Origin of the sequence: Kosakonia sp. BYX6 (genome assembly GCF_038449125.1) — a bacterium.
GTDB classification, from domain to species: Bacteria; Pseudomonadota; Gammaproteobacteria; order Enterobacterales; family Enterobacteriaceae; genus Kosakonia; species Kosakonia calanthes.
Window position 1 is genome coordinate 2,912,297 of the sequence record NZ_CP151800.1, and the last position, 21,379, is coordinate 2,933,675.

Genomic DNA, 21,379 nt, shown 5'->3' on the forward strand with positions numbered 1-21,379 from the left:
ATCCACCGCCGGAACGTAGCGATGGTGCGTATGTATTATTAGAAGCGACCGTATCCTGCCGGAAGCCTCACTTATTCACAATTGATTTAACACAGCATTTACATCAAATTCATCCAGACTTTGATCTCGACACGCCATAGGTTGCACTGTGTCACACTTTTGACGGTTGCACCTTTGAAAAGTGTTATCCACCGCATATTTACGGCCTTACCAGCGCAATGGGCTGCGCTGCTTACCGTTACCAGTAATTAACATTTCATTCATTTCCCACCTTGCCAACCCGGTCACGCTTAACAAGGTTGCACAAAGTTGCAACATGGTAGATATTTCTGCCTAACTGCAAAACAACGTAAAAAACAGGAGCAACGCATGGGCACCACGACCATGGGGGTCAAGCTTGATGACGCCACACGCGAAAGGATCAAAGCCGCCGCTGCCACCATCGACCGCACGCCACACTGGTTGATTAAACAGGCTATTTTTAACTTCCTTGAAAAACTGGAAAGCAGTGAGGGGTTACCGGAACTGGCGGGCGCGCAATCCTCCGCCGCGCCGGAAGAAGAAAGCAGCGCCATTATCGAAGAGAGCCATCAGCCGTTTCTTGAATTTGCCGAACAGATCCTGCCGCAGTCCGTTTCCCGCGCCGCAATCACCAGCGCCTGGCGCTGGGCGGAAACCGATGCCGTGCCAATGCTGCTTGAACAAGCACGTCTGCCGCAGCCGGTGGCGGAAAGCGCCCATAAACTGGCCTACCAGTTAGCCGAAAAATTACGTAATCAAAAAACGGCGTCCGGTCGCGCGGGTATGGTGCAAAGCCTGTTGCAGGAATTCTCCCTGTCATCGCAGGAAGGCGTGGCGCTGATGTGCCTTGCGGAAGCGCTGCTGCGTATTCCCGATAAAGCCACGCGTGATGCACTGATCCGCGACAAAATCAGCAACGGCAACTGGCAGTCGCACATTGGCCGCAGCCCGTCGTTGTTTGTTAATGCCGCCACCTGGGGGCTGCTGTTTACCGGCCGCCTGGTGTCGACGCACAACGAAGCCAACCTCTCCCACGCCTTGAACCGCATTATCGGGAAAAGCGGCGAACCGCTGATCCGCAAAGGCGTGGATATGGCGATGCGCCTGATGGGCGAGCAGTTTGTGACGGGTGAAACCATCGCCGAAGCGCTGGCAAACGCCCGCAAACTGGAAGAGAAAGGGTTCCGCTACTCTTACGATATGCTCGGTGAAGCCGCACTGACCGCCGCCGACGCGCAGGCCTATATGGTCTCTTATCAGCAGGCGATCAACGCCATCGGCAAAGCATCGAATGGCCGCGGGATTTACGAAGGGCCGGGCATTTCCATCAAGCTTTCTGCCCTGCATCCGCGTTACAGCCGTGCGCAGTACGATCGCGTCATGGAAGAGCTTTATCCGCGCCTGAAATCGTTAACCCTGCTGGCCCGTCAGTACGACATCGGCATTAACATTGATGCGGAAGAAGCCGACCGCCTGGAGATCTCCCTCGATCTGCTGGAAAAACTCTGTTTCGAACCGGAACTCGAAGGCTGGAACGGCATCGGTTTTGTGATTCAGGCGTACCAAAAGCGCTGTCCGTTTGTCATTGATTACCTGATCAATCTGGCTACCCGCAGCCGTCGCCGTCTGATGATCCGCCTGGTGAAAGGCGCTTATTGGGATAGCGAAATCAAGCGCGCGCAGATGGAAGGCCTGGAAGGTTATCCGGTTTACACCCGCAAGGTGTACACCGATGTTTCCTACCTCGCCTGCGCGAAAAAATTGCTGGCTGTACCGAATCTGATTTACCCGCAATTCGCCACCCATAACGCCCACACGCTGGCGGCGATTTATCAACTGGCCGGGCAGAATTACTATCCGGGTCAGTATGAGTTCCAGTGTCTGCACGGCATGGGTGAACCGCTGTACGAGGAGGTGGTCGGTAAAGTTGCCGACGGCAAGCTGAACCGCCCATGCCGTATTTACGCCCCGGTCGGAACCCATGAAACGCTGCTGGCTTACCTGGTGCGCCGTCTGTTGGAAAACGGCGCCAACACCTCGTTCGTGAATCGCATTGCCGACAACACCCTGCCGCTTGATGAGCTGGTCGCCGATCCGGTCGCCGAAGCCGAGAAACTCGCCGCCCAGGAAGGCCAAGTGGGTCTACCGCATCCGAAAATCGCCCTGCCCCGCGCGCTGTATGGCGAAGGACGCATTAACGCCGCCGGGCTGGATCTGGCGAACGAACACCGGCTGGCCTCGCTCTCGTCGGCATTGCTGAATAGCGCGGCGCAAAAATGGTATGCCCGCCCGATCCTTGAACAAACGGTGATGGAAGGCGAAGCCGCACCGGTGGTAAACCCTGCCGAACCAAAAGATACCGTCGGGTATGTGATTGAAGCCAGTGAAGCCAACGTCAACAAAGCGCTGGATAACGCGGTGAACCACGCGCCAATCTGGTTTGCCACACCACCGCAAGAGCGTGCGGCGATCCTGCAACGCGCCGCCGTGCTGATGGAAGATAACATGCAGACGCTGATCGGCATTCTGGTGCGTGAAGCAGGCAAAACCTTCAGCAACGCCATTGCCGAAGTGCGTGAAGCGGTCGATTTCCTGCGCTACTACGCGGGCCAGGTGAGCGCCGATTTTGATAACGAAACCCATCGCCCGCTCGGGCCGGTAGTGTGTATCAGCCCGTGGAACTTCCCGCTGGCGATCTTTACCGGGCAGATTGCCGCCGCGCTGGCGGCAGGCAATAGCGTGCTGGCAAAACCGGCAGAGCAAACGCCGCTGATTGCCGCTCAGGGCGTGGAAATTCTGCTCGAAGCGGGCGTACCTGCTGGCGTGCTGCAACTGCTGCCGGGGCGCGGTGAAACCGTCGGCGCACAGTTAACGTCCGATGCGCGCGTGCGCGGCGTGATGTTTACCGGTTCCACCGATGTGGCGACGCTGCTGCAACGCAATATCGCCACGCGCCTGGATGCGCAAGGTCGGCCGACACCGCTTATCGCCGAAACCGGCGGTATGAACGCGATGATTGTCGACTCTTCCGCGCTGACCGAACAGGTGGTGATTGATGTGCTGGCTTCAGCGTTCGACAGTGCCGGGCAACGCTGTTCGGCGCTGCGCGTGCTCTGCCTGCAAGATGATATCGCCGACCACACACTGACCATGCTGCGCGGCGCGATGGCCGAATGCCGAATGGGGAATCCAGGACGTCTGACCACGGACATCGGCCCGGTTATCGACAGTGAAGCGAAAGGCAATATCGAGAACCATATTCAGGCGATGCGGGCGAAAGGCCGCACTGTCTTCCAGGCGGTGAATGAAAACGGCGAAGATGCCCGCGAATGGCGCACCGGCACCTTTGTCGCCCCGACGCTGATTGAACTGGAGAGTTTTGACGAACTGCAAAAAGAGGTCTTCGGGCCGGTGCTGCATGTTGTGCGCTACCGCCGGAATCAGCTTGATAAGCTGGTCGAGCAGATCAATGCCTCCGGTTACGGTCTGACGCTCGGCGTGCATACGCGTATCGATGAAACCATCGCCCAGGTGACGGGCAATGCGCACGTCGGCAACCTGTATGTGAACCGCAATATGGTCGGCGCCGTGGTGGGTGTACAGCCGTTTGGCGGTGAAGGTTTGTCCGGTACCGGGCCGAAAGCCGGTGGGCCACTCTATCTCTATCGCCTGTTAGGCAGCCGTCCGGAAAACGCGGTGCAGAAAACGCTGGCGCGCCAGGATGCGCAGCGCCCGGTGGATATGCAGTTGAAGTCTGTGCTGACACAGCCGCTGGAAGCACTAACCGCGTGGGCAGACAGCCGCCCGGCGCTGCAACAGCTGTGCCGCCAGTATGGCGAGCTGGCGCAAGCGGGTACGCAACGCCTGTTGCCAGGCCCAACCGGCGAGCGCAACAGTTGGACGCTGGTACCGCGCGAACGTGTGCTGTGCGTAGCCGATAACGAGCAGGATGCGCTGGCGCAACTGGCGGCGGTGATGGCATGCGGCAGCCAGGTGTTGTGGCCGGATGAAGCGCTGTTCAGGGATCTGGCGAAGCAGTTGCCGGAAGCGGTCAGCAAACGCATTCAGTTCGCCAAAGCCGAGGCATTGATGGCGCAAGCGTTCGAGGCGGTGATTTTCCACGGCGACTCCGACCAGCTTGTCCGCCTGTGCGAAAGCGTCGCCGCGCGCGATGGCGCGATCGTTTCGGTGCAAGGCTTCGCACGCGGCGAAACCAATATCCTGCTGGAACGCCTGTGGCTGGAACGTTCACTCAGCGTTAACACCGCTGCCGCAGGCGGCAACGCCAGCTTGATGACGATTGGTTAAAGCAGTATCGATAATAAAGCTTCTTTGGAATGGCACCGGATCGGGAGCCATTCCAGATTCTTTTACATTGCTGCTATGGGCATCCTGTGGGTGCCTTTTTTGTATGTGATGGTTTAGACTTCTGCGATGAGTAATTAAGGAGATTAATGACATGGAACCTTTACTCGTCTATTCAACGCAGAGAAAATTCAACGACAGCAGCTCTGATGATATGAAATACGGGGATCTTTCGGACTCATTTCTGCAAGACCATCTAAATCTTCGTGATGTATCTACAGTAGTCAACCCATATACAATGCAACTGATTTCACCTTTCAACCATCCGCAAAGCCGTTTCTATTCACCAATAGCAGGAAAGAAAATCAGCAAAAAAGAGTGCATAGAATTGATGTTCAATGATTTAAGAAAACTGACGTTACCATTCTCATTTTACGGTTCTTATAGTGGGATTATTAAGCAACTATTTACGCATATGCAGACCATGAACGGGCAAAGTTTCAGTAATGCGACTTTAAATGCAGCACTTAATCACACTATTGTTTCAGATAAGTCATCCAACAACTCCATTATAAGAATCAAAGAAATTCTTGATAAAAATATCGACTACAAAAAAAGATATTGCCTGGAGACGCTATTCCTCAAATAACATTAAATATAAAAGGCGGTATACTGCCGAAATTTACGAGGATTCAAGATAATTTCAATGGATTAGGTTTAGCTGTGCATGATACCTACAGCACAGAGATTTATCTTAGTGACCTTGATATTAACAAAAATGAGTACAAGGCATTGATAAGATACAGAGTTCAGGATCACTTTGGATTAGACCAGATTGATATTAAAAACTGGAAATTTAACCAGTTCTATTTCTTTAAAACTTGGTTTATATTACAACGTTCAAGAAATTATGGATTCAAACCTTTTTTTACCAACATGGAAACGTGTTTAGAAATAAAAGGATCAAAAAATGATTAAAACTAAAGTGCTAATTTTCACAATCTCTGTATTAGTGGCTTCCATCATCTATATAAATTTTTCCAGGCAAACTGAGATTATGATAACCGATCAAAATTTGAATTTTTCCAACGTTGCGGTGAAAAACTTCCCATTAACCGAGAAAGGAAAAATAGAGTGGTGGAAAATAAACAAAGCAACATTGCAAAAAAAATTCAATATCCCTGCCCCGGCAAAAGATGGTGATTGGTATATCAGTATATGGAACTACGGTGATGGTTTTAAGGCGAAGCCCAAAGGGGACATTAAAGTTTTCAACTCAGACACGCAAGATATGATGTGTTTTAATAATGACAGCGAAAAATGCATAGACAAAGATCTTATTATGCGAATTAAAAATAATAAAAGTGGTGGTGTTGATATTCAGCTTGGCGATAAAAAAATAAACCTCGATTAATCCATATCTGAATAGTCGAGGATGCGTTTTATTGAGAGTTATAGATTCACGCCCAACAAGCTCATGTAGTGATGATTGTGTAGGCCGGGTAAGGCGAAGCCGCCACCCGGCGTTGTGTTTTTACGGCGCTTTGGTTCGTAATGTTAAGCCGACATCGCCGCCGGGGTGCACGGCGAGCAATGTCTCTTTCGAATAACCGCTTTCGCTCATCAGGCAGCCGCAGGCGGCGTCGAAAATGGCGAGCGCCAGCACAATCGAGGTGGTGGCCAGCATATTCAGCGGATCGATCTCCCGCTGCACGCCAGTAGAGATAACCAGCCGCGACGCCAGCGCAATCGCCGAAGCGTGGTTTTCCGTTACGCAAATAATCGGGATATCTTTTACCGCCAGACCGGGCAGCAGGCGCGTCAACTCTTCGGAATTGCCGCCGCGCGACAGCATGATCACCAGATCATGCTCATCGAGAAACCCTAAATCGCCGTGCGCCGCATCGGTGGCATTGAGATAAATCGCCGGGCGCTCGACGCAGGCCAGCATATGGGCAATTTTACGTGCCGCAATGCCGGAAGTGCCGACACCCGTCACCGCAATCTTCCCTTTGCAGCCGCGCAGTTCCGCCATCAGCGCCGCCCACGTTTCCTCGTTAAGATGCTGGCTGAGCGCTGCCAACTCTTCGCTGTAAATCTGCCAGGCACCACAGGCCTGACGCCAACTGTCGGTCATGCCTCCTCCTGCATCAATTTGCGGTACTTCATATGATCCTGATACATCTCGTGGAACACGGTGTATTTGCGATCGTAATACTGCTTAATACGATTGGTCTGCGGGGTCACGGTTTTACCAATCCGGCTCATTGCCGACATCGCTTCCGGGAAACTGTCGAACACGCCCGCCGCCACGGTGCCCATCATCGCCCCGCCGAGCAACATCGCTTCACTCTCTTCCGGCAGCAACATGGCGCAGCCGGTGGCATTAGCGTGCTCCTGCACAAAGATCGGATTTTTGGTGCCGCCGCCGCTCGCCATCACCGTATCGATGCTGTAACCACTTTGATTCATGGTTTCGATGATATGCCGCGTTCCCAGAGCGATTGCCTGAATCGTCGCCAGATACTGCAGCGCCATATCTTCCGGCGTGCGCGACAGCTTCAGGCCGCTGATCACCCCGGTCAATGTCGGGTTCGCGCGTGGCGAACGGTTGCCGTGGAAGTACGGCAAAATATGAATATCGCGGGTCAGGAAAGCGATATTCTCCGGCTCGCCCGCCATCTTACGTAGCAGCGCGTTCAGCACTTCATAAATGGTTTGCCCCTGCGCTTTCGCCTGGCCGAGCAGCGTTTCATAACAAGGATGGGACTGAATAATATGATCGATAAGCGCCCCGGTGGCCGACTGCCCGCCTTCATTCAGCCAACTGCCCGGCAGCACCGCCGAGTAATAGGGCCCCCACACGCCGCTGATAAAACGCGCCTGCGGTGAAATCGCCATATGCCCGGTTGACGTGCCGCCAATCAGCGCGACGCGGCGGTCAAAATCCGCCACTTCGCCGGAAGGTCCGCTGGCGCCAAGCGTGCCGAGCGTGCCCGCGTGAGCATCAATAATCGACACACTCACCGCCGTGCCTGCCATCAAGCCCATCTCCGTCGCGGCGCGCTGCGTCAGGCCGCGCCCCAGCGGTTCGCCCATGGTTTTCACATAGCGACCAATTTTTTCCGCATCGTGTTCCAGCAGATCTTCAAGGCCAATCTGGCGGAAATAACTGGTGTCCCACTTATCTTCGTGGCCCATATACGTCCACTTACACACCGTCGAACACAGCGAGCGCGTATCATCGCCCGTCGCGCGCCAGGTGAGGAAATCCGGCAGATCAAAATAATAACCCGCGTTCGCCCACGTGTTCGGCATATGCTGTTTCAGCCACAGCAGTTTTGGCGTTTGCATCTCTGGCGAGATGATCCCGCCGACATAATCCAGCACCCGGTGATGGGTGGCATTGATGCGATCGGCCTGCGAAATCGCCCGGTGGTCCATCCACACAATGATGTTCTGCTCGCTGCGCCCGGACGGGCTAATGGTCAGCGGGTTGCCCTCTTTATCAAGCACCACCAGCGAACAGGTCGCGTCAAAACCCAGCCCTTTGACCTGAATCGGGTTGATATCCGCCTGGTTCACCGCGTCACGCACGGCGTTGCACACCGCCTGCCAGATGTTGTCGGACGATTGCTCGACAAAATCCGCCTGCGGACGGTAAATCTCAATGGCCCGGCTCGCCTGGCTGACCATCCGGCCAGTCAAATCAAAGACGCCTGCGCGCGCACTGCCGGTCCCCACATCCACACCAATAAAATAGCTCGCCATTCTTTTACTCCTGCAATCAGGCTTTACGATTCTGTAATGCGATAAAGAGGATCAGCACCGCGCCCCAGAGCGCCATCGTCAGATAACTGCTGATACCCAACAAGTTAAAGCCGCTTTCCAGCATCTGCAGTACCACCAGCGCCAGCACCAGACCGAGTACGCGACCAAAGCCGCCGTCCGGGTTAATGCCGCCGAGCACCGAGGCCAGAATGGTCACCAGAAGATAGGACTCGCCATAGCCCGCTTTCGCCGAGTTGAACTTCGCCATCATCAAAATGGCGGCCACCCAGCCGAGAATCGCCGAAATGACATACACCGCGATTTGCACGCGTACGGTGTTCACACCGCTGTAGCGCGTGGCCTGCTCGTTGGAACCCACCAGATAGAGGCTGCGCCCCAGCGTGGTGTGTTCCAGCAGCACCCACAGCAACAGCGCCACCAGCAGAAACAGCAGCAGCGCCACCGGAATGCCGGCAATCGTGGCATTTCCCAGATATTGAATAGCCGCCGGAAAACCGGAAATCACCGTGCCGTTGGAGAGCAAAATATTCAGGCCGGAAATCAGCGTCATGGTGCCAAGCGTCGCAAGAATCGGCGAGACACCGACCCACGCCACCAGCGCGCCATTCAGCGCACCAATCGCCACCGCCACCAGCAACCCGGCGAGCAGCGCCAGGCCGAGAAACAGCGGGTTATCCGGGTGGCTGACAATCACCGCCGCCATCACCAGCGAACAGGCGTTAGCGCCCGCAATGATCGATAAGTTAATGCCGCCGGTTAGCATGGTGATGCCCATGCCGAGCGCCAGCATGCCGAGGATCGGCAGTTGTGAACCGATGGACTGGAAGTTGGCGACGCTGAAAAAGCGCCCGCCAAGCAACGCGGAAAACACCACGGCAACGACGATGATAATCACGCATTGCAAGCGGATGATGGCATCACCGGGCAGAATTCGGACGATGGATTTCATCTTAAAGCTCCCTTGCGAGTTTGCGTTTTTCATGCCACGCGGTCGCGCTGATGCTCACCAGAATAATCGCGCCGCTAAATACCATGTGCCAGTAGGACGAAACGCCGAGCAGCGTTAACCCATTTTGTAAGAAGGCCAGCAGAATAACCCCGAGTAACGTGCCGGTTAAGGTTCCGCGGCCGCCGGACATGCTCGTGCCGCCAAGCACCACCGCCGCTAACACCGTCAGTTCAAAACCGAGCAGCGAGTTCGGCGCGACCGACTGGGTAATTTGCGCCTGCACCACCGCCGCCACACCGGCGAGAATGCCCATATAGCCGTAGACGTAAAAATGCAGCTTCAGCAGGTTCAGCCCGAGGCGCGACGCCGCGTCACGGTTGCCGCCCATGGCATAAATCTGGCGGCCCAGGCGGGTATAATTCATCAATACGGCGGTGAAAATAATGGTCGCGGCAAGGCACAGCAACGGCAGCGTTAAGCCGTAGTCGTAGCCATCGGATCCGGTAAAGGAGAACCAGTTAATGCCGTTCATAAACCAGTCCGGGAAGCCATACAGCCAGGTGCCTTTGGTGGCGTACACCAGCAGGCCGTAATAGACGTTCAACGTGGCGATGGTGATGATGATCGCCGGAACGCGCAGCCAGTAGACCAGAAAACCGTTGATCAAACCGAGCAGCAGCCCGACCGCCATCGACAAAGCCAGCGCCAGCGCGAAGTTGCCGCCGTGGGCAATGACCCAACTGGCCATGGCGTATTGTGCAATCGCTGTCATCGCCGGGAATGAGATGTCGATCCCACCGGAGATCAACACCACAAACAATCCGCAGGCCAGAATGCCGAGAATGGCGTAACTGGTGGCGACATCGGTCAGGTTGCCGAGGGTTAAAAACTCATCGGTACGGATGCTGAGGCCAACCGCCAGCGCAATCACCAGCAGGCCCAGCCAGAATTCGTGTTGCCCTACCAAACGGGCAAGCGAGGCGTTACGCATTGACCACCTCCGCGATCTCCTGTTCTGTACAACGGTGCGGGTTAAACTCCGCCACCAATTCCCCCTGGCGCATCACCAGCACGCGATGGCTGTTGTAATAGGCTTCCGGGATTTCATCGCAAATCATCAGCACCGCCATCCCCTGCTCCGCCAACTGGCGGGCAATCTGATAAATACCCTCTTTGTTGGCGATGTCGACGCCAACGGTGGGCGAATCGAGGATCAAAATTCGCGGCTGTGTGGCGACCCATTTGGCGATAGCGATACGCTGTGCATTACCACCGGAAAGGGTTTTAACCGGCAACTGCGGATCGGACACTTTGATATTCAGATTGCGAATCAGGTCATTGACCAGTTGCCCGGCTTTGGCGTGATCAAGCAAGCCGCTGCGGGTGTGTAATTTGTCGAAGACGGTGACGATGGTGTTGTCATAGATCGATTGCTCCATGATCAGCCCCTGTGTCAGACGGTCTTCCGAGACATAACCGATACCGTGACGGATGGCGTCATGGTTGTTGCGCAGTTTGACGGGCTTATCATTGATGCGTATTTCGCCATCTTCCGGCCTCGTCATGCCAAACAAGCTCATGCACAACTCGGTGCGCCCGGAACCCAGCAGACCGACAATTGATACGATTTCACCGCTGCGCAGCGCAAGGTTGATGTCGCGGTACTTGCCTTTGCGGCTCAAATGGCGCAGCTCAAGCATCGGCGTTTGTTCCACCGGCGGTTTTTCCGGCAGTGGGCTGTAGTGAAAGCGCTGCCCGGTCATCAGATACGCCAGCTCGTGGCTATCGAGTTCACTCGCCGGCCAGGTGCCGATCAGTTTGCCGTCGCGCATTACGCTGATGCGATCCGCCACTTCCATCACTTCGTCGAGGCGGTGGCTGACAAACACCACGCAAATACCGGCTGCTTTCAGTTCGTTGACCACGCGCAGCAAACCATTCACTTCCTGACGGGTCAGCGACGCCGTCGGTTCGTCCATAATCACCAGCCGGGCATCGGCGGCGATGGCGCGGCAAATCGCCACCAGTTGGCGGTCGGCAATCGAGAGTTTTTCGACTTTTTTATCGGGGTCGAGGCGCACGCCAATGCGCGCCATCGCCGCCAGCGCTTGCGCGCGCATTGCGCCACGGCGCACCCAAATGTCGCCGCCGGGCAGATAGCGGTGCAGAGCAATATTTTCTGCCACGCTGAAATTGGGGAATAACGACAGATCCTGGTAAATCACCTGGATGCCGTAATGGGCGGAAAGCGGCGGCGTCAGGTGGTGAAACAGCTTGCCGTCCAGTGCAATACTGGCGCCCTTTTCCGGGTGATAAACGCCGGAAATGACCTTGATAATCGTGCTTTTTCCGCAGCCGTTTTGCCCTGCCAGACAGTGAACTTCGCCTTTTTTCAGCGTGAGATTCACGTTATCCAGCGCCAGCACGCCCGGGAATTGCTTGCTGATATTCTCAAGAGTGATAAATGCGGTGGTGTCGGTCATCGACAATACCTCTGCCAGCGCCTGTGATGGACGCGAGGTTAAAATCTGCGGCGGAAGAGCCGGCCTGACGGCCGGCGTTCCGGTTCCCTGGTGTGGCCTGAAAGGCTCAGAAACCGAGTGATTGTGCGTTTTCTTTTGTAACTTCGAGGATCTTATTAAAGCGGATCACTTTCTTATCCATATCAACATCGGCTTTGCCCAACCCCTCAATGGAGAGATCGGACGTGACTTCTTTTCCTTGCAACAGCTGATCGGCGACGGTCACCAGTGCGTAACCGGCATCACGCGGGTCCCACAGCAGGGCTTTTTTGATGTCGCCGCGCATCAGATACGGCGCAGCCTGGCCCGGCATGGCGATACCGACCACAGCCAGTTTGTCTTTCGCACGTTTCTTCTGCACTGCCTGACCCGCGCCAATCGGCCCGAGCGAACCAAAACCAATCACGCCTTTCATCTGCGGATAGGTTTTCATCAGGTCGAGGGTGGTGGCGTAGGATTTATCAATGCTTTCCGCCACCGGCAAACGCGAGGTGACTTCAAACATATCCGGGTATTTTTCTTTCTGGTATTTGATAGCGTAATCGGCCCATGCGTTATGTAACGGCACGGTCAATGAGCCCACGTAAATGGCATAACCGCCTTTGCCGCCCATATCTTTCGCCAGCTCATCGACGTTCGCTTGCGCGTATTTTTCGCTGTCGATGGTTTCAATATCCCACTGACCAATTTGCTGATCCGGAGATTCGTGGGTCAGAACGACAATGCCTTTGTCGCGGGCTTTTTTCAACACCGGCTCCAGCACTTTCGCATCGTTCGGCACCACAATGATGGCGTTGACGTTTTTGGCGATCAGATCTTCAATCACTTTCACCTGCTGCGCCGGATCCGGCGTTGAAGGCCCGGTCTGGTAAGCATTGACGTCCAGTTTTTTCGCGGCTTCGTTAACGCCGGTTTCCATACGGTTGAACCACGGAATACCGGTGACTTTCGCAACGACAGCAATTTCATACTTTTCGGCGGCAAAAGCCGAACCGGACACCATGCTGGCAGAAATCAGAGCGGCGCTGAGTAAGGCGAGTTTGAATTTCATAGTTGTACCTTTCTTGTAGACAGAGGAAAGTCGCGAAAAGAAGTTAACAACGATTGGAAGAGGCAAAACAGCAGGCTTTTTAAAAATGTGATCAATGCCCACAAATGTTAATTTACAGGAAAATACTGGTTAATTTTTAGTTAAAAACAACCATAAGATAAATCAATACCCATTAGTAACTGTTAAATAATTCGCTAATCTATACATTTATTTAACAAATATTTATCATTTGTGGCTTTTAGATGTCGCTGTTGTGTCCTTTTCGTAATTTGCCTGCGGAAAAATGTTTTCAAATTTGAGAACTGAAACGAGCAAGGCAAAACCGCGAAAACGTGATTTTTCCTATTAAGTGACTTTCGACCAGGGCTATGTTAATAAATCCGCTGAATAAAACCTTGGTAAAAAGGGGAAGCGAATGAAACGAACTCTGCTGGCGCTGTCTGCGCTCTTGCTCAGTAGCCCGCTGTTAGCCGATGAGTGTGATAACGCCTCCACGCAGTCGCAACTGAACAGTTGCACCGCCGGGCAGTATCAGGCTGCGGATAAGAAACTCAACCAGACTTACCAGGAAGCGATTAAGCGCTCAACCCCGCCGCAGGCGGCGCTGTTGAAGAAAGCGCAGCAAACCTGGATTACCCTGCGCGATACGGACTGCGCCTTTGTCAGTTCGGGTGTGGAAGGCGGCAGCGTGCAGCCGATGGTGCAAAACCAGTGTCTGGCAGATAAAACCAGCGAGCGCGAAGCCTGGCTCGCCTCGCTGTTGCAGTGTGAAGAAGGCGATTTAAGCTGCCCGTTGCCGCCAGGCAACTAACGCACGCGGATGCCTTCAATAATCATGCGTTGCACATTATCAACGGTGCGCTGAAAAAAGGCCTCGTCCTGTAATGTCGCGCCGGTCACTGCTTCCACCTGGGTGGCGAAATCGGCGTAATGCTGAGTAGCGGCCCAAATCATAAAGATCAAATGATGCGGATCGACGGCGGCCAGTTTGCCGTCTTCGATCCAGCCCGCAATAATCGCCGACTTCTCATCCACCAGCACCTTAAGATCACCGGTTAACTCGGCTTTCAGCAGCGGCGCGCCTTGCAGCATCTCCTGACAAAACAGTTTCGATGCCTGCGGATTATCGCGCGAGACCTCCAGTTTCAGGCGGATGTACTCTTTGATCGCCACCAGCGGCGTAAAGTCCGCGCGAAACGCTTTCAGCGGTGCCAGCCAGATATCAAGGATTTGGCGCAGCACGTCGACATACAGCGCTTCTTTCGACGGGAAGTAATAGAGCAAATTGGTTTTCGACACGCCCGCCTGCTCCGCCACCTGCTCCAGGCGTGCGCCATGAAAACCGAGGCGGGAAAAGACTTCCAGCGCTGCCGTTAAAATTGCCTGACGTTTTTCACTGACCGCCCGTGTGCGCTTACCTGCACCCTTCCCCGTACCCTGTGCCATGTTTGCTCTCCTTTTGGTTCGCTGCAGCATAGCAAATGGCGCTGACGGACTCGACCCTGTGCACCCTGATTGCGCATCAACGCCTGTTTTTTGTGCACTGTTTTTGACCATTTAGTCCACTTTTTGAATTTCATTTTGCAAACTTTTCGTTAACACATTAATAACACTGACTTTTTCAAAACTGGCACTCCCCTTGCAACTCGTTGATTGCGAGGCTGAAAAAGGAGAGTGCAGGATGCACCGCCCCGCCAGACATTCACCTGACGATGCGAGGTATGCGATGAAAATTGGCGTTTTCGTGCCGATTGGCAACAACGGCTGGCTTATTTCGACCCATGCGCCCCAGTACAAACCGACTTTTGAGCTGAATAAAGCGATTGTGCAGAAGGCGGAGCATTACCACTTCGACTTTGCGCTCTCGATGATTAAGCTGCGTGGTTTTGGCGGCAAAACCGAATTCTGGGACCATAACCTGGAGTCCTTTACGCTGATGGCTGGACTGGCTGCCGTCACGTCGCGCATCCAGATTTACGCCACCGCCGCCACGCTGACATTGCCCCCGGCGATTGTGGCGCGCATGGCATCGACCATTGATTCGATCTCCAACGGACGTTTTGGGGTGAACCTGGTGACCGGTTGGCAGAAGCCGGAATATGAACAGATGGGCCTGTGGCCCGGCGATGACTATTTCTCCCGCCGTTACGACTACTTAACCGAATATGTGCAAGTGCTGCGCGATCTCTGGGGCACCGGCAAAAGCGATTTCAAAGGTGACTTCTTCACTATGAACGATTGCCGCGTCAGCCCGCAGCCCAGCGGCCCCATGAAAGTGATTTGCGCCGGGCAGAGCGATGCGGGAATGGCCTTCTCGGCAAAATATGCGGATTACAACTTCTGTTTCGGCAAAGGCGTCAACACGCCAACGGCCTTCGCGCCCACCGCAAAACGCATGCAGGAAGCCGCCAGCGCCACCGGCCGCGATGTCGGTTCTTATGTGCTGTTTATGGTGATCGCCGATGAAACCGACGAAGCAGCGCGGGAAAAATGGGAACACTACAAAGCCGGGGCCGATGAAGAAGCGCTTTCATGGCTGACCGAGCAAAGCCAGAAAGATACCCGCTCCGGTGCCGACACCAACGTGCGCCAGATGGCCGATCCCACCTCCGCGGTGAATATCAATATGGGCACGCTGGTCGGATCCTATGCCACCGTCGCACGTCTGCTGGATGAAGTCGCCAGCGTACCAGGTGCCGACGGCGTGTTGTTGACGTTTGATGATTTCCTGCAAGGGGTCGAAACCTTCGGCGAACGCATCCAGCCGCTGATGCAATGCCGCAGCCATATTCCTGCTCCCACCCGCGAGGTCGCCTGATGATTACGTTGAATGCACGCCCGGAAGCGCTTGATTTTTCCCCTGAGCAAAGCGCGCTGATTGTGGTGGATATGCAAAATGCCTACGCCACAGTGGGCGGTTATCTTGATTTAGCGGGGTTTGATGTCTCTGCCACCAAACCCGTGATTGAAAATATCAACACCGCCGTCACCGCCGCACGCGCCGCTGGCATGTTGATTATTTGGTTCCAGAACGGCTGGGATGACCAGTATGTTGAAGCCGGTGGGCCAGGCTCGCCGAATTACCATAAATCCAACGCGCTTAAAACCATGCGCAAACGCCCGGAATTGCAGGGCAAGCTGCTGGCGAAAGGCGGCTGGGATTATGAACTGGTCGATGAACTGCAACCGCAGCCGGGCGATATTGTGCTGCCGAAACCCCGGTACAGCGGTTTCTTTAATACGCCGCTCGACAGCATTCTGCGCAGCCGCGGCATTCGCCACCTGGTGTTTACCGGGATTGCCACCAATGTCTGCGTGGAGTCGACGCTGCGTGACGGCTTCTTTCTGGAATATTTCGGCATCGTGCTGGAAGACGCCACTCATCAGGCTGGCCCGGCGTTCGCCCAGCAGGCCGCGTTATTCAATATCGAAACCTTTTTCGGCTGGGTGAGCGATGTGCAGACCTTCTGTACCGCCCTGTCACCGCAAAAAATGGTCAACGTTGCATAAGGAGCTTCACGATGCCAAAGCAGGTCATTATTCCACCGGGCACCACCACCCCAATCGCCCCATTTGTCCCCGGAACGCTGGCAGACGGCGTGGTGTATGTCTCCGGCACGCTACCTTTCGATAAGCAAAATAACGTGGTGCATGTCGGCGACCCAAAGGCGCAAACACGCCACGTGCTACAGACCATTCAGCGTGTTATCGAGACGGCGGGCGGCACGATGGCGGATGTGACATTCAACAGTATCTTTATCACCGACTGGCAAAATTACGCCGCGATTAACGAAGTCTATGCCGAGTTCTTTCCTGGCGATAAACCGGCGCGTTTCTGCATTCAATGCGGTCTGGTCAAACCGGATGCGCTAGTCGAAATCGCAAGCGTTGCGCATATCGGTAAGTGAGGTCGCCATGAAGCTAACTGTGAGCGAGCCACCGTTCGCCAACGCACCGGTGGTCGTGCTGAGCGCCGGGCTTGGCGGCGCGGGCAATTACTGGCTGCCGCAACTGACCACGCTGGAAGCCCATTACCAGGTGGTGCGTTACGACCAGCGTGGCACCGGCAATAACCCCGACGCGCTGCCGGACGGCTACGCCATGCAGGATATGGCGGCGGAGCTGTATCACGCGCTCCAGGCGGCAGGCATCACGCGATTTTACGTGATGGGTCACGCGCTGGGCGCACTGATTGGCATGCAACTGGCGCTGGACTTCCCGCTGGCGGTGAGCGGCCTGGTGCTGGTGAATGGCTGGCTTCAGCTTCACGATCACACCCTCCGCTGTTTCCAGGTTCGCGAGCGTTTACTGGAAGCCGGCGGCGCGGAGGCCTGGGTGCAGGCACAGCCGCTGTTTCTCTACCCTGCCGACTGGATGGCGGCCAATGCGCCGCGCATGGAGGCCGAGGAAGCACTCGGGCTGGCGCATTTTCAGGGCACGCACAATTTGCTGCGTCGCCTGAGCGCGCTGAAAAACGCTGATTTCACCGCGCGCGCCGCGCAGATCCGCTGCCCGACGCAGATTATCTGTTCGCGCGACGATTTGCTGGTGCCTTCGGCGTGCTCTCAGCAATTGCATGACGCCATTGCCGGTAGCCAGCTTTGCGTGATGGAACGTGGCGCGCACGCCTGCAACGTGACAGAAAGCAGCACGTTTAATCATCTTTTACTCGACGGGCCTGGCGCGATGCAGCCCGCATTGGCCCCGGCATTGAAGGAGAAGGTATGAGCGAAGCCGTTACCCCTGCGGCACTGGACGCCCTGTTCACCGGGGCGCGCACCCACAATGGCTGGCAGGCTCGCCCGGTCAGCGATCACACCCTTCAGCAGGTTTACGACCTGCTGAAAATGGGGCCAACATCAGCTAACTGTAGCCCGGCGCGGTTTGTGTTTATTCGCACTCCCGCGGGCAAAGAGAAACTGAGCCCGGCGTTATCCGGCGGCAATCTGGCGAAAACCCTCAGCGCGCCGGTCACCGCCATTGTTGCGTGGGATAGCGAATTTTATGAGCAGCTTCCGGCGCTGTTTCCTCACGGCGACGCGCGCAGTTGGTTTACTTCCAGCCCGCAATTAGCGCACGAGACAGCGTTTCGTAACAGTTCGATGCAGGCGGCCTACCTGATTTACGCCTGCCGCGCGCTGGGGCTGGATACCGGGCCGATGTCAGGGTTTGATCGCGAAAAAGTCGATGCGGCGTTTTTTGCCGGGACGACATGGCACAGTAATTTATTGGTGAATATTGGGTATGGCGACAGCAGCAAGTTGTTTGGCCGCTTGCCGCGTCTCTCGTTTTCCGACGCCTGCCAGCTAGTGTGAGGTCTGTGATGAGCATTGATACACAAACGTTCCGCGACGCCATGGCCTGCGTGGGCGCGGCAGTGAATATCATTACCACTGATGGCCCGGCGGGACGCGCGGGCTTTACCGCCAGCGCGGTTTGTAGTGTGACTGATTCGCCACCGACGTTACTGGTGTGCCTGAATCGTAGCGCGTCGGTCTGGCCGGTCTTCAGCCAAAACCAGGCGCTGTGTGTGAACACGCTGACGGCGGGACAGGAAGCCTTATCAAATATCTTTGGTGGCAAAACAGCGATGGTTGAACGCTTTTCCGCCGCCGACTGGCAACAAGGCGAAACCGGCTGCCCGCGGCTGGTTGATGCGCTGGCCTCGTTTGATTGCCGGGTAAGCCAGGTGGTGAGCGTTGGCACGCATGATATTTTATTCTGCGAGATTATCGACATCACCCGGCATGCCACGCCAGAAGGATTAGTGTGGTTTGACCGCCGTTATCACGCCCTGTCGCGCCCGGCTGGTTAAAACGCAGGCACAAAAAACCGCCGGGTTTCCCCGGCGGTGGGCTTAGGCGACAACCATTAACGTTGCCTGCCATCCGCGCTAGCTGTTGCGGCTACCGTGGCTATTTTTGCCCCCTTTTTTACCGGCTTCCGAGGCGCGCTGAGGATCGTTTTTAAAATTACCCCCGCTTTGTTGACCACCTTTACGGCCTGCGGCTGATGCTCTTTCACGGTCTTCAGCGAAGTTACCTGAACCACCACGATGATTTGCCATGCCTCACCTCCAGCTAAGTGAAATATCAGACATCCTACTGCATTCAGTAAAAGAGGATTCTTTCACCTCACGACGTAAAGGCCGGGCCTTTATCTGCGCCGCGTGACACTAATCTTAGTAAAATGCGGCTAATCAGCCAGCGGCCATTAATATTCTGCAACAGGTTGCGCGCCTGATATCGCATATTCCCTAAGCGAAACCGATAAGCCTCTCTTATGTCTTTAAAAATACGCACCCGCAAAAATGTGTCAAATTGCAACAGAAACGCCTTTGAATTTTAATGCTTATTTATCAGCTATCTGGCGCACTCATTTGCACTCTGGCTATCACGTCATACGCTTAATAGATGGCGCAGCGAATCGCTGTGCAAATCGCAAAACAGGAGTGATGCAAAAATGGCAAAAGTGTTGGTGCTTTACTATTCGATGTATGGACACATTGAAACGATGGCGCACGCAATCGCGGAAGGTGCGCAGAAAGTGGACGGCGCTGAAGTGGTAATTAAACGCGTGCCGGAAACCATGCCTGCCGAACTGTTTTTGAAATCCGGCGGCAAGACACAAAACGCACCGGTTGCCACGCCGCAAGAGCTGGTTGACTACGACGCCATTATTTTTGGCACGCCGACTCGCTTTGGCAACATGAGCGGACAAATGCGCACCTTCCTCGACCAGACCGGAGGGTTATGGGCCTCAGGCGGATTGTACGGAAAACTGGCGAGCGTCTTTAGTTCAACCGGCACCGGCGGCGGCCAGGAACATACAATTACCTCAACATGGACTACGCTTGCACATCATGGGATGGTCATTGTTCCCATTGGTTATGGCGCACAAGAACTGTTTGATGTGTCTCAGGTTCGCGGCGGCACACCTTATGGCGCGACGACTATCGCCGGGGGGGATGGTTCACGCCAGCCAAGTGCTGAAGAGCTGGCGATTGCCCGTTATCAGGGCGAATACGTCGCCGGCCTGGCAGTGAAATTAAACGGCTAACTTCTACAGGAGGACGCAGATGCCAACTCAGGAAGCGAAAGCTCATCGCGTGGGTGAATGGGCAAGTTTACGCAACACGTCACCGGAAATCGCAGAGGCTATTTTCGAACTTGCCGACTACGACGAGGTTCTCGCGGAAAAAATTTGGGAGGAAGGCAGCGATGAAGTGCTGCTACGCGCCTTCGAGAAAACCGACAAAGACGCGCTCTTTTGGGGTGAACAAACCATAGAGCGGCAAAACGTGTGACTCCCCTGCTCCCCCGCTTTCGCGGGGGACTTTTTTTATTTCGCCGCCTCGCCCAACAGCGTATTGAATTTATCTATTGGGCAGAAACCATTGCTGTCCGTCGGGCAACCTTTCAGCGAAAGCGTAAAGCGCTGCACGGGCGAATCGAAGCCGAGTTTGTCAAAATCGCGCATCTGTTCAGCTGTGTAGTAAAGATATTCAATCTTCATCAAATCGCGGTTGCTTTGCGCATCATGCCAGCGCTGAAACATCACTTTGCCGCTAATCGGCGTCAGTTCGAACTGGCCAGGCAACTGATACGGTTGCACATCAAGCGCCGAGAGCAGTGAAGCGATATTTGAATCATGCCCTACCAGCAAAGTGACTTTCGGCGCGCTCGCCGCCTTCTTCACCAGCGTGTTGTTGAGATATTGCAGCAGCGGTTTCGCCACGTTGCGCGCCACATCCGGTGTGGTGAACAGAATTTGCTGATAGCTGTTCTTCAGCTTCTCCAGCAGTTGCCATTGTTTGTCGCTCTTAATCCCGCCCCAGGCCACCTGATCCATTGGCAACCCCTGGTAATACTGCATCGTGAACGCATCCACCAGCGAATTGCCCGCTTTTAACGGCCCGGATACATTCGGCTCCAGCCGATAATTGGCGCTAAAGGTATCTTTGCCTTGCGTGAGCGAACATTGTTGTTTCTCTTTGCAGGCAGGTGAATTGCGGTAATCAACAATGCTTTCCAGCAGTTTAAAACTGTCGTCAAGGGCGTATTTTTGCCGCTCGGCTTCCATGTCGCTGACCGCTTTCTGGCGAAACTCAGAGGAGTTTTCCGTAATAACCGGGTTAAAAAGCGGGTCCATTTTGCCCATTTCACGCTGGTGAAAGACGGGAACATCACAGGCGATAAACGTGTTGCCGACAAAAAACCGGGCGGTTTCGTAGGTGCGTTGCAGGCTGTTGGCCCATGCATAAAACTGTGCCTGCGTGGGGCATTCATCGGTCGATAACACCTTCTCTTTTACCATCCACTTGCGCAGGTTGTTCGCAAGATAGACTTCAATGACGCCGCCTCTGTTGGTCAACTCGCCACCGGCGACATCCCACGTTGGCCACGACTTTGAGGTTGATTGTTGCAGCACGCTGCCGTTATTGGCGAGCGGCGCGCGCACACCATGTCGGCTCAAAATCAGAACTTGTTGTAACGTGTAGCCCTGCGGGGTTGATTGCGCGAATGCCATCGGCGTTGCCAGGGTGGCGGCCATCGCGCCCAGCCATAATAAGGTTTTCATCCGTTTTCCTTGTCTCTGTGCCCGAAGATGAATTGTGACACAGTTATGACAATTCGTCGGTAAACGTGCCGGACAGCATTAACGTTTTAATTCACCGCCATGGCTGCGCATCCATTCAGCCAGCGGGTGACCAATGGGCAAAAGGAGCCGTTTCCAGCT

Annotated in this window: 20 protein-coding genes and 1 pseudogene; 12 read left to right on the forward strand and 9 right to left on the reverse strand. The window is 54.9% G+C overall.

The genetic code is table 11. From position 1 onward, the window contains the following. Positions 1-369: 369 nt before the first annotated feature. From putA to AAEY27_RS13740, 3 genes and pseudogenes are all read left to right on the forward strand, one after another. Positions 370-4,329 carry a trifunctional transcriptional regulator/proline dehydrogenase/L-glutamate gamma-semialdehyde dehydrogenase gene (gene putA, locus AAEY27_RS13730; protein ID WP_342321160.1) on the forward strand — a complete coding sequence of 1,320 codons (3,960 nt, stop codon included), beginning with the start codon at positions 370-372 and terminating at the stop codon, positions 4,327-4,329. 211 nt (positions 4,330-4,540) lie between these two features. Then, positions 4,541-5,304, forward strand: a pseudogene (locus tag AAEY27_RS22440) (DUF3289 family protein). Next, positions 5,297-5,740, forward strand: a complete 444-nt coding sequence (locus tag AAEY27_RS13740) for a DUF943 family protein (protein WP_342321163.1) — start codon at positions 5,297-5,299, stop codon at positions 5,738-5,740. Before AAEY27_RS22440 ends, AAEY27_RS13740 begins: the two are co-directional and overlap by 8 nt. A gap of 120 nt (positions 5,741-5,860) precedes the next feature. Here the strand turns inward: AAEY27_RS13740 and AAEY27_RS13745 are convergent, their stop codons facing one another. The 6 genes from AAEY27_RS13745 to AAEY27_RS13770 form a co-directional block, all read right to left on the reverse strand. Next, entirely contained in the window at positions 5,861-6,463 is a 603-nt protein-coding gene (locus tag AAEY27_RS13745) for an SIS domain-containing protein (protein ID WP_342321164.1), read from the reverse strand. Next, positions 6,460-8,097, reverse strand: a complete 1,638-nt coding sequence (locus tag AAEY27_RS13750; protein ID WP_342321165.1) for an FGGY-family carbohydrate kinase — start codon at positions 8,095-8,097, stop codon at positions 6,460-6,462. Before AAEY27_RS13750 ends, AAEY27_RS13745 begins: the two co-directional genes overlap by 4 nt. Before the next feature lie 16 nt (positions 8,098-8,113). Continuing rightward, on the reverse strand, positions 8,114-9,067 hold the full coding sequence (locus AAEY27_RS13755) for an ABC transporter permease (protein ID WP_342321166.1): 954 nt from the start codon (positions 9,065-9,067) through the stop codon (positions 8,114-8,116). Position 9,068: 1 nt separating this feature from the next. Next, positions 9,069-10,058 (reverse strand): ABC transporter permease, encoded by a 990-nt coding sequence (locus AAEY27_RS13760; protein ID WP_342321167.1) that lies wholly within the window; start codon positions 10,056-10,058, stop codon positions 9,069-9,071. After that, complete coding sequence (locus AAEY27_RS13765) at positions 10,051-11,550, reverse strand: sugar ABC transporter ATP-binding protein (protein ID WP_342321168.1); 1,500 nt, start codon at positions 11,548-11,550, stop codon at positions 10,051-10,053. The genes AAEY27_RS13760 and AAEY27_RS13765 overlap by 8 nt, the downstream gene beginning before the upstream one ends. A gap of 106 nt (positions 11,551-11,656) precedes the next feature. Then, a complete protein-coding gene (locus tag AAEY27_RS13770) occupies positions 11,657-12,640 on the reverse strand; it encodes an autoinducer 2 ABC transporter substrate-binding protein (RefSeq protein ID WP_342321169.1) in 984 nt (327 codons plus the stop codon). 415 nt (positions 12,641-13,055) lie between these two features. Here AAEY27_RS13770 and AAEY27_RS13775 point away from each other — a divergent pair, with 415 nt between their 5' ends. Continuing rightward, on the forward strand, positions 13,056-13,451 hold the full coding sequence (locus AAEY27_RS13775) for a lysozyme inhibitor LprI family protein (protein WP_342321171.1): 396 nt from the start codon (positions 13,056-13,058) through the stop codon (positions 13,449-13,451). Here AAEY27_RS13775 and rutR read toward each other — a convergent pair. Then, positions 13,448-14,086 (reverse strand): HTH-type transcriptional regulator RutR, encoded by a 639-nt coding sequence (rutR, locus tag AAEY27_RS13780; RefSeq protein ID WP_342321172.1) that lies wholly within the window; start codon positions 14,084-14,086, stop codon positions 13,448-13,450. The genes AAEY27_RS13775 and rutR overlap by 4 nt on opposite strands. 280 nt (positions 14,087-14,366) lie before the next feature. On the opposite strand from rutR, the gene rutA reads away from it, so the two are divergent. From rutA to rutF, 6 genes are read left to right on the forward strand one after another with little or no spacing between them, the layout of a single operon-like run. Further along, positions 14,367-15,458, forward strand: coding sequence for a pyrimidine utilization protein A (gene rutA / locus AAEY27_RS13785; protein WP_342321174.1), 1,092 nt, complete (start codon positions 14,367-14,369; stop codon positions 15,456-15,458). After that, entirely contained in the window at positions 15,458-16,150 is a 693-nt protein-coding gene (rutB, locus tag AAEY27_RS13790; RefSeq protein ID WP_342321175.1) for a pyrimidine utilization protein B, read from the forward strand. The genes rutA and rutB overlap by 1 nt, the downstream gene beginning before the upstream one ends. A gap of 11 nt (positions 16,151-16,161) precedes the next feature. Further along, positions 16,162-16,548 carry a pyrimidine utilization protein C gene (gene rutC / locus AAEY27_RS13795; RefSeq protein ID WP_342321176.1) on the forward strand — a complete coding sequence of 129 codons (387 nt, stop codon included), beginning with the start codon at positions 16,162-16,164 and terminating at the stop codon, positions 16,546-16,548. 7 nt (positions 16,549-16,555) lie between these two features. After that, positions 16,556-17,368: a pyrimidine utilization protein D gene (gene rutD, locus AAEY27_RS13800; protein WP_342321177.1), complete on the forward strand. Its 813-nt coding sequence runs from the start codon at positions 16,556-16,558 to the stop codon at positions 17,366-17,368. Then, positions 17,365-17,955 carry a malonic semialdehyde reductase gene (locus AAEY27_RS13805; protein ID WP_342321178.1) on the forward strand — a complete coding sequence of 197 codons (591 nt, stop codon included), beginning with the start codon at positions 17,365-17,367 and terminating at the stop codon, positions 17,953-17,955. Before rutD ends, AAEY27_RS13805 begins: the two co-directional genes overlap by 4 nt. A gap of 8 nt (positions 17,956-17,963) precedes the next feature. Beyond that, positions 17,964-18,455: an NADH-dependent FMN reductase RutF gene (rutF, locus tag AAEY27_RS13810; RefSeq protein ID WP_342321179.1), complete on the forward strand. Its 492-nt coding sequence runs from the start codon at positions 17,964-17,966 to the stop codon at positions 18,453-18,455. 78 nt (positions 18,456-18,533) lie between these two features. Here rutF and AAEY27_RS13815 read toward each other — a convergent pair whose 3' ends face one another. Further along, positions 18,534-18,707, reverse strand: a complete 174-nt coding sequence (locus tag AAEY27_RS13815) for a general stress protein (protein ID WP_342321181.1) — start codon at positions 18,705-18,707, stop codon at positions 18,534-18,536. A 395-nt stretch (positions 18,708-19,102) separates the two neighbouring features. Between AAEY27_RS13815 and wrbA the strand changes: the two genes are divergently transcribed. Both wrbA and AAEY27_RS13825 read left to right on the forward strand, forming a co-directional pair. Next, positions 19,103-19,699, forward strand: coding sequence for an NAD(P)H:quinone oxidoreductase (wrbA, locus tag AAEY27_RS13820; protein WP_342321182.1), 597 nt, complete (start codon positions 19,103-19,105; stop codon positions 19,697-19,699). A gap of 19 nt (positions 19,700-19,718) precedes the next feature. Beyond that, on the forward strand, positions 19,719-19,946 hold the full coding sequence (locus AAEY27_RS13825; RefSeq protein WP_342321184.1) for a YccJ family protein: 228 nt from the start codon (positions 19,719-19,721) through the stop codon (positions 19,944-19,946). A gap of 35 nt (positions 19,947-19,981) precedes the next feature. Here AAEY27_RS13825 and agp read toward each other — a convergent pair whose 3' ends face one another. Continuing rightward, entirely contained in the window at positions 19,982-21,220 is a 1,239-nt protein-coding gene (gene agp / locus AAEY27_RS13830) for a bifunctional glucose-1-phosphatase/inositol phosphatase (RefSeq protein ID WP_342321185.1), read from the reverse strand. Between the last annotated feature and the right edge of the window lie 159 nt (positions 21,221-21,379).

Excerpts from the sequence above, each read along its gene's own strand:
- putA (WP_342321160.1), top strand. The coding sequence starts at position 370 with ATGGGCACCACGACCATGGGGGTCAAGCTTGATGACGCCACACGCGAA.
- AAEY27_RS13740 (WP_342321163.1), top strand. The coding sequence starts at position 5,297 with ATGATTAAAACTAAAGTGCTAATTTTCACAATCTCTGTATTAGTGGCT.
- AAEY27_RS13745 (WP_342321164.1), bottom strand. The coding sequence starts at position 6,463 with ATGACCGACAGTTGGCGTCAGGCCTGTGGTGCCTGGCAGATTTACAGC.
- AAEY27_RS13750 (WP_342321165.1), bottom strand. The coding sequence starts at position 8,097 with ATGGCGAGCTATTTTATTGGTGTGGATGTGGGGACCGGCAGTGCGCGC.
- AAEY27_RS13755 (WP_342321166.1), bottom strand. The coding sequence starts at position 9,067 with ATGAAATCCATCGTCCGAATTCTGCCCGGTGATGCCATCATCCGCTTG.
- AAEY27_RS13760 (WP_342321167.1), bottom strand. The coding sequence starts at position 10,058 with ATGCGTAACGCCTCGCTTGCCCGTTTGGTAGGGCAACACGAATTCTGG.
- AAEY27_RS13765 (WP_342321168.1), bottom strand. The coding sequence starts at position 11,550 with ATGACCGACACCACCGCATTTATCACTCTTGAGAATATCAGCAAGCAA.
- AAEY27_RS13770 (WP_342321169.1), bottom strand. The coding sequence starts at position 12,640 with ATGAAATTCAAACTCGCCTTACTCAGCGCCGCTCTGATTTCTGCCAGC.
- AAEY27_RS13775 (WP_342321171.1), top strand. The coding sequence starts at position 13,056 with ATGAAACGAACTCTGCTGGCGCTGTCTGCGCTCTTGCTCAGTAGCCCG.
- rutR (WP_342321172.1), bottom strand. The coding sequence starts at position 14,086 with ATGGCACAGGGTACGGGGAAGGGTGCAGGTAAGCGCACACGGGCGGTC.
- rutA (WP_342321174.1), top strand. The coding sequence starts at position 14,367 with ATGAAAATTGGCGTTTTCGTGCCGATTGGCAACAACGGCTGGCTTATT.
- rutB (WP_342321175.1), top strand. The coding sequence starts at position 15,458 with ATGATTACGTTGAATGCACGCCCGGAAGCGCTTGATTTTTCCCCTGAG.
- rutC (WP_342321176.1), top strand. The coding sequence starts at position 16,162 with ATGCCAAAGCAGGTCATTATTCCACCGGGCACCACCACCCCAATCGCC.
- rutD (WP_342321177.1), top strand. The coding sequence starts at position 16,556 with ATGAAGCTAACTGTGAGCGAGCCACCGTTCGCCAACGCACCGGTGGTC.
- AAEY27_RS13805 (WP_342321178.1), top strand. The coding sequence starts at position 17,365 with ATGAGCGAAGCCGTTACCCCTGCGGCACTGGACGCCCTGTTCACCGGG.
- rutF (WP_342321179.1), top strand. The coding sequence starts at position 17,964 with ATGAGCATTGATACACAAACGTTCCGCGACGCCATGGCCTGCGTGGGC.
- AAEY27_RS13815 (WP_342321181.1), bottom strand. The coding sequence starts at position 18,707 with ATGGCAAATCATCGTGGTGGTTCAGGTAACTTCGCTGAAGACCGTGAA.
- wrbA (WP_342321182.1), top strand. The coding sequence starts at position 19,103 with ATGGCAAAAGTGTTGGTGCTTTACTATTCGATGTATGGACACATTGAA.
- AAEY27_RS13825 (WP_342321184.1), top strand. The coding sequence starts at position 19,719 with ATGCCAACTCAGGAAGCGAAAGCTCATCGCGTGGGTGAATGGGCAAGT.
- agp (WP_342321185.1), bottom strand. The coding sequence starts at position 21,220 with ATGAAAACCTTATTATGGCTGGGCGCGATGGCCGCCACCCTGGCAACG.